This is a genomic window from Parabacteroides sp. AM08-6 (assembly GCF_003473295.1).
GTDB lineage: Bacteria > Bacteroidota > Bacteroidia > Bacteroidales > Tannerellaceae > Parabacteroides.
In genome coordinates, this window is the sequence record NZ_QRMP01000055.1 from 1 (window position 1) to 6929 (window position 6929).

Sequence of the window (6929 nt, forward strand, 5' to 3'; positions counted from 1 at the left end):
TGACTGGGGGGGTGACTGGGGGGGTGACTGGGGGGGTAAGCTCCAATGGTTCTATTCCTTCTCCAGTATAATTATCTCCATTCCACAACATTATATCTAACCGCATCCGATCCGGTGAAAACTTTTCCTGCAATTGTGGGAGCGGAAGACCTGATTGCTTCCATACATATCGGATATTCTGCAAACCACTTCCTATACGTTCGCCTACATTCACCAAAACAAACATTTTAAAAATGTTTACATTACGTGGGTCACTAATACCTCCTTCCAAAGCCTCATTCAACGTGATACGTAAAGTTCCCGGATTGGAAATGACCAAACGGTCTCTATATTTTTCTATAACAATTCCTCTTCTTCCATGGTAATCAGCATGTATCAAAGCATTAGCCAAAGCTTCACGCAATGCTCCATGGGCGGGTGTATCATCAATCCTGTCCAACCCATTCCGCAATTGGAAAGGGACTTTCAATCCGGATATCAAACGGTCAACAACTCTGAAATAAAAATCAAAAAGGTTGCCTGACCAATCTCCGGAGGAAGAAAAGACACGGTCTGTATAGCGGTTCTCGTCTGCAATCTCCCGATAATCCAGGAAATAGTTCGGATACTGATTGGTTATTAGCATTTCCGTACCGAACATCAAAATACCGGCCAGAGTAGGATGAATTTCAGAATTACTGCTACCGCGCTTGAGTGCACCGACTTTTAATAAAAACTCGACATCATCCAAAGTGTTCCAAACATGATCGGGTTTCAGATTCCGGAAACGCATCCGGAAACGATAGATTGTGTCTTTATCTAGCTCTTGCCAGTCTATTTCTTCTACAACCATGCTATCTGATGTTATATCAGACTGGTCACGAAGCATGGCTTTCACTTCTTCGCGTGTACAATGATAGTCGCCTTCCGCATTCCGGCGATAAGTACCTCCAAAAAGACTATCTTTAACAAAAACAGGCTTATAATGACGATCTGCACGAGGCACTTCAACAATGACTACCTCTTTATTATCAATAGACAGTGTATATACCTGATGGTCAAATAGCAGGTTATCACTTACCTTTTGCTTATTATTTATTTGATTCCAAAAAGACTGGATAATTTTAGTACTGTTTTGCACACCGGAAATAAATAAGGTTTTATCTTTCTTTTCCGATACACCCAAAAGAATAACTCCACCGTCTGTATTACAGAATGCAGAATAGCTTTCCCATACGGTTTCCGGAATATCGCTTTCAGCTTTCTTGGCTTCCAAACGAAAACCTTCTCCTTGTTTGATTAATTGGAGGAGTTGCTCTTTTGTCATCTTCCTATGCAGTGATAAACCAGCCCGTTTTCTTTCAATTCCTGCGCATCGTAAATGTTTCGGCCGTCAAGGACTAATGGGGTTGCCATTAGTTTATGGACAGCAGACCAGGAAGGCATACGAAACTCCTTCCATTCTGTTACTAAAAGCAAAGCATCGGCATCCACGACTGCGTCATAGATATCTTTTGCATAATGAACCGCATCGCCGATACGACGTTGTGTTTCTGGCATGGATACAGGGTCGTAGACGTAGACCTCGCAACCGGCGGCAAGGAGTTTGTCTATCAGGATAAGGGAAGGGGCTTCACGCATATCATCTGTTTCCGGTTTGAAGGCAAGCCCCCACATGGCAATGCGTTTGCCTTTCAGGTCGCCTTTGAAATAGTCGCTCAATTTGCGGAACAGGATTGATTTCTGTTCTTCATTGATATTTTCGACGGCTTCCAAAAGACGTAGACAGTAGCCATTTGTTTTAGCTGTTTTGATAAGCGCTTTGATATCTTTCGGGAAGCAGGAACCACCGTAACCGATGCCGGCATACAGGAAACGGTTGCCGATACGGGCATCGGAACCGATGCCTTTGCGCACCATATTGACATCCGCTCCTACGATTTCACATAGGTTGGCGATATCGTTTATAAAGCTGATACGGGTGGCGAGCATGGCATTGGCTGCATATTTGGTCATTTCCGCAGAAGGGACATCCATGAAAATTACACGGAAGTTATTCAACAGGAACGGACGGTATAAACGGGTCATAAGTTCTTTGGCTCGTTCGGACTCGACACCGACAACCACGCGGTCAGGACTCATGAAGTCCTTGATGGCTGCACCTTCTTTCAGAAATTCGGGATTGGAGGCGACATCAAATTCGATGGAGAGGTGACGCTTGTCCAGTTCTTCCTGAATAGCCTGACGAACTTTACGGGCAGTACCGACCGGAACTGTACTTTTCGTTACGACCAACAAGTGTTTTGTGATATTACGACCTACCGTACGGGCTACTTCCAGCACATATTTCAGGTCGGCACTGCCATCCTCGTCGGGAGGAGTACCTACCGCACTGAAGAGAACTTCGACCTCGTTCAGGCATTCTGTCAAATCGGTGGTGAAATGTAAACGCCCGGCTTGTTGGTTGCGGTGAACCATCTCTTCCAAACCCGGCTCGTAGATAGGAATAATTCCTTGTTTGAGGTTTGTGATTTTTTCAGCGTCCACATCGACACAAAAAACTTCAGTTCCCATTTCGGCAAAACAAGTACCTGTGACTAACCCCACATAACCTGTTCCTACTATAGCTATTTTCATGATTTTATAATCAAATGAGAGTTACTTTTTCAATCCCCTTCACAAACATACGGACATACAAAGGTTCGTCACTCCCAGAAAGGAAATGACAAAACTGCCACAAAGATAAGAATTTGACGGTATCGTACCACTCAAAATAGTTTTATTTGTACGGAAAGATTGTTTTATAAGGAAGCATTGCCCGGCTCATCTCATTTCTCCCTTTTCATGAACATTAAAGACTCCCGGAAAATAACGGAATTAAATTTGTAGTTCTTGTACTTGCTCTTGCGAATAGGCTCATGATAGAATATGGACATGGATATCCCTCATATTTTTTCAGTATATAAATTCTTTTGCGTCTCCCTCCGGTCATCTCTTCCAGAATATTGAGCTTTCCCGGTTCTTCTATATTGAATGGTCTTATTTTAGTTTTCAGCCTAAAACTAAAATAAGAACTGCCTTTTTCAATAAATCAATAAACAACATCTCTTTCACGAAGGAAAAAGGGGGAGAAAAGTGTGCTTTTTGCAAAAACAGTGAAAAAGGGGGTAAAATAGCACTCTCTTATATATAATGTACGCGATAGGCCTGAAATCTGTCCTAATAAATGGTTGTTTTCGCTTTTTTGACCTTATTCAAGTTGCTGTGTAAGAGTAGAATATATGGCTTTTTTGGAATGACTAAAAAAAACGTACGTTTTTTCTCGTCACAAAAATAGGCATAAGTTTTGAACCCACAATCCTTTTCCCAAATAAATTTTATTTTTCTATGTGCTTTCTTATCAATTAGATAGCTTAGCTTGTACCAAATTACGACTTTTCGTTACAAACCCCACAAAACAGCCTTAGAAATGACTAAAATAAACGTACGTTTAATTTAGTCATTATACAGAAATTAACGAGCGTGCGAAGAGACAACAAGTATACATTTCAATATACATTAATATTATAAATTAAAAAGTTTAAAGTATGAACAAGAAGTTTTCTACACTTTTAGCCGGCATCCTGCTGGTGGGTAGTAGCTTTTCAGCCATGGCACAAGAGACTATCAATAGCTCTCAGTTTTATCAACTGGGTGTGAATGGTCAGGATGATGTGCTTATCGTTGATAAAAGCGGAGTAAAGGATAGTTTGGTTGCAAAACCGGTAGCTGAACTAACAACTTATGAAGAGATCAACCAGAGTCTTTGGAAGATAGATGTAGAACCGGTTAAATTTCAGGGTACTGTTGCCGGTTATACATTTACACTGACAAATAAATCCGGTACGAAATTGATGCTTTCGAAAGAGGGTGCAAATGCTACGGATTTTCTTTATGGAGCTAAACCGGCTTATACGGCTGCTACGGCTTCTAATGCCCTCACTAGCCTGTATGTTACTCAAAATGTGACAATTGCAGACAATGGAGATGTTACGATAACGGGTGTGGTTCCTGTACAGACACAGGAATACAACCCTGCAGATGAGACATTTTATACTTATTATCTGGAAAGAGATAAAACTGCAGAGACGATTAAGCTGCGTCTGAAAACTGCGAAAGATGCAGCTCCGACTCCTGCTGCAGAAGACGGAACTAAAACAGAGCTGATTAATTTGCAGATTGTACGTGTGGACCCTTATACTTTCGGTGCAGCAGACCTGAACCCGGAAGAAAAGGATGCCTTCAAATTGGTTTTCACTCCGGACGTAAACAAAGAGGAATTTGAAAATCCTTTTACTGCAAACAAGCTGCGTATCGAGGAAAACGCTTTGTGGACGGCTGCTAAGTATGACAATACATATACACCTGCTGCCGACCAAGCTAAAGCTGCAACAGATAAAGCTGTGGCTTTGTTGGAAAAAGCTTACGGCGATTATAAAACCGAAGTAGGCAAGGCTATTGATGATGTGGCTGGAATGACAGGTTTATCTAAGGGCGATAAAGTGTTGGATAAAACAGCTAATGCCGCTGCTGTTGCTGCAACAAAAGACCTTTTAGGTACAGGTACTACACTGGGTACATATGGTGCAGGAAGTGGCGCTTTGAAGTATTTCAATGTTGCCGGTAAGGTAGCTAAAGTTGTAGCTAATGTTATTACAGAATATGGAAAAATCAATGTAGGAACTGCTGACAAACTTAATACCGGTGCAGACGGAGATACAAAAGCTTATAATGAAGCTGTTAAGGCTGCCGACAAGGCTATCTCTGATTTGAAAGACCTGCTTGGCAAAGCTGAAACAGGTGCTTTCCCTGCAATTAATGCTGTTTATAATGCTTATCGTACAGCAGAACAAACTGAGACTACACCGACATTTGAAGGTGCTGCAGCTACGGCTCTTGCAGCTATTAAAAATGGTGGTGCTATCCTGAAGGAATTTGCAGATTCAAAAGAAACTGCAAATGCTGCTTTCGAAAATGAAGATCCTGATGGTTTCGCTGCTCCTAACCCTGCTTTTGCATTAGAAACATGGGCTGGACTTGCTACAAGCGGTGATTTGTCTACGAGTGGTGGAGCCGCTGCATTGGCTGGAAAATATTACGCAATCGCTTTAGTAGACTCCTTTATTAACGGCCAGCAAGCTTATCTGACTGTAGATACAAACTATGTAGCTGTAAACGAAGAATATTTCCGTTTTAAAGCAGATGTTTTGCATGCTGTAAAAGACAAAGATGCTTTGGTTCCCCGCATCGGCCAGCCTGCAGAATTGTTCGCATTTAAGATATCTACTGCTTTGGACGAAGTAGCGGGCGACTCTCTGTTGATTGATACTTATATGCCGGTAAAAGGTGAAGATGGTTTCTATGTATCCGGAGAACCTGCTACTGCACGTGTCGTAATCCGTACATTGGCTAACAGCCATCGTGAAGTTTCTGTGGTCGCTTATGATTTGGATGAACCTGCTAATAATACCGCTTCTGATATTGTTATCCGCAATACCAAAGTGACATTCAACAACCTTGCTGCTGAAACAGCTAAATTGGAAAAAGGTACTCCTTACTATGTGAAGTCTCTGAAGAAGGAATATGAAACTAAACCGTACTACATGATGACTTCTACTACAGGTGATGCTCTGGCTCATTCTGCAGTTACTTATGCAAATGTTCCGGCTACTCAGTGGTTCGTTTCTTCAGCTGATGATGATGCAAGTGAATATGCGATTGCAAACCGTGACTTCAATAAGGAATTGGTTGAGGCTCAAAAATTCTATGTAATAGATGCTGATAAGAAAATCTATGAAATAAAAGGCGATACTATTCAATTGGAAGAAGTGAAAGATGTTCCTGCCGGCTACAAGAACTTGTCGAAAGAAGCTATCGACAATCAGACATACAAACTGATTGCTACAAACTTCGCTAATCCGACAAAGACATTCTACCTGACGATGAGTAAGGACTCTTCCGTAGTGATGACAGATGATGCTGAAAGCTCATTGGTATTCAAAATGAAAACAAACACACCGGAAAGTCTGGCAGACGCAACTTTGAAGGCAAACAAATACAATGGCGAAGTTTACTTCGGTAACGATACATTGTTCTTGAAGAAGAGTGCTTCAAAGAAAGTTGTGTTGACAAAGATTGCTACAAAGAATGAAGCTGATTTGACTTTACGTCGTACAAGCGACAAAGCCGGTCAGTATGAAATCTTGTGGAGACCTTCTACTGAAGCTCGTAATAGCTCCGACAAGGTTGCTGTAGACCAGAATGGTTACGTTGTAGTTGTAGGTAAAGAAGAAATCACCAACTGGGCGTTCGACCTGGATGCAAATACAACAAACATTTACCTGAATGTAACAGACGCTCCGAAGAACATAACGCTTTCTTTGATGGGTGACGAAGCTTCTAAGGTAACAGCCGTTAAACCGTTTGCCGAAATCAAACGTACAGGTCTGGAACTGAAAGCAGCTGCAACGGACAACGACTTCGTACTGGGTCTGGATACTGCTTATGTTGAAAGAGAAGACAACTTCCGTTATGCTTACTACATCACGAAAGCAATCGATACCGAAAAGGTAGGCGCATTCGACAAGAAAGCTTATATGGTAAGTTATGCTGACTCTACCGATACCAAGGATGTTAAGTATAGTCAAGATGGTTTGACCCGCGTAGGTTTCATATATGCAAATCGCGTAGACAACGCATCAGGTGACTCTCTGGCTATCGGAGGTAAGACTGATACATTGGATATTGCTAAAGACAAGGGTCTCACGAATGCAACTTGGGCATTTGCTATCGACAAGAAAATCGATGGTTTCTATCGCATTGAAGGTAAAGACGGTAAGTATGTAAGCTATCTGAACGGTATCCTCGTACTGGGTAACAAAGACCAAGCTCAGTTGTTCGCCATCAACGAC

General features: G+C 41.9%; 3 protein-coding genes. 1 reads left to right on the forward strand and 2 read right to left on the reverse strand.

Annotated features, from left to right (window positions below; genetic code table 11):
* A partial coding sequence (locus DW103_RS17550) for an RNA-binding domain-containing protein (RefSeq protein ID WP_122278535.1) occupies nucleotides 1-1306 on the reverse strand: 1306 nt, incomplete at its 3' end.
* Complete coding sequence (locus DW103_RS17555; RefSeq protein WP_122278537.1) at nucleotides 1303-2616, reverse strand: UDP-glucose/GDP-mannose dehydrogenase family protein; 1314 nt, start codon at nucleotides 2614-2616, stop codon at nucleotides 1303-1305. The genes DW103_RS17550 and DW103_RS17555, both read right to left, overlap by 4 nt.
* Nucleotides 2617-3566: 950 nt before the next feature.
* Between DW103_RS17555 and DW103_RS17560 the strand changes: the two genes are divergently transcribed.
* Nucleotides 3567-6929: hypothetical protein (locus DW103_RS17560; RefSeq protein WP_147381246.1), on the forward strand; the 3363-nt coding region annotated here is incomplete at its 3' end.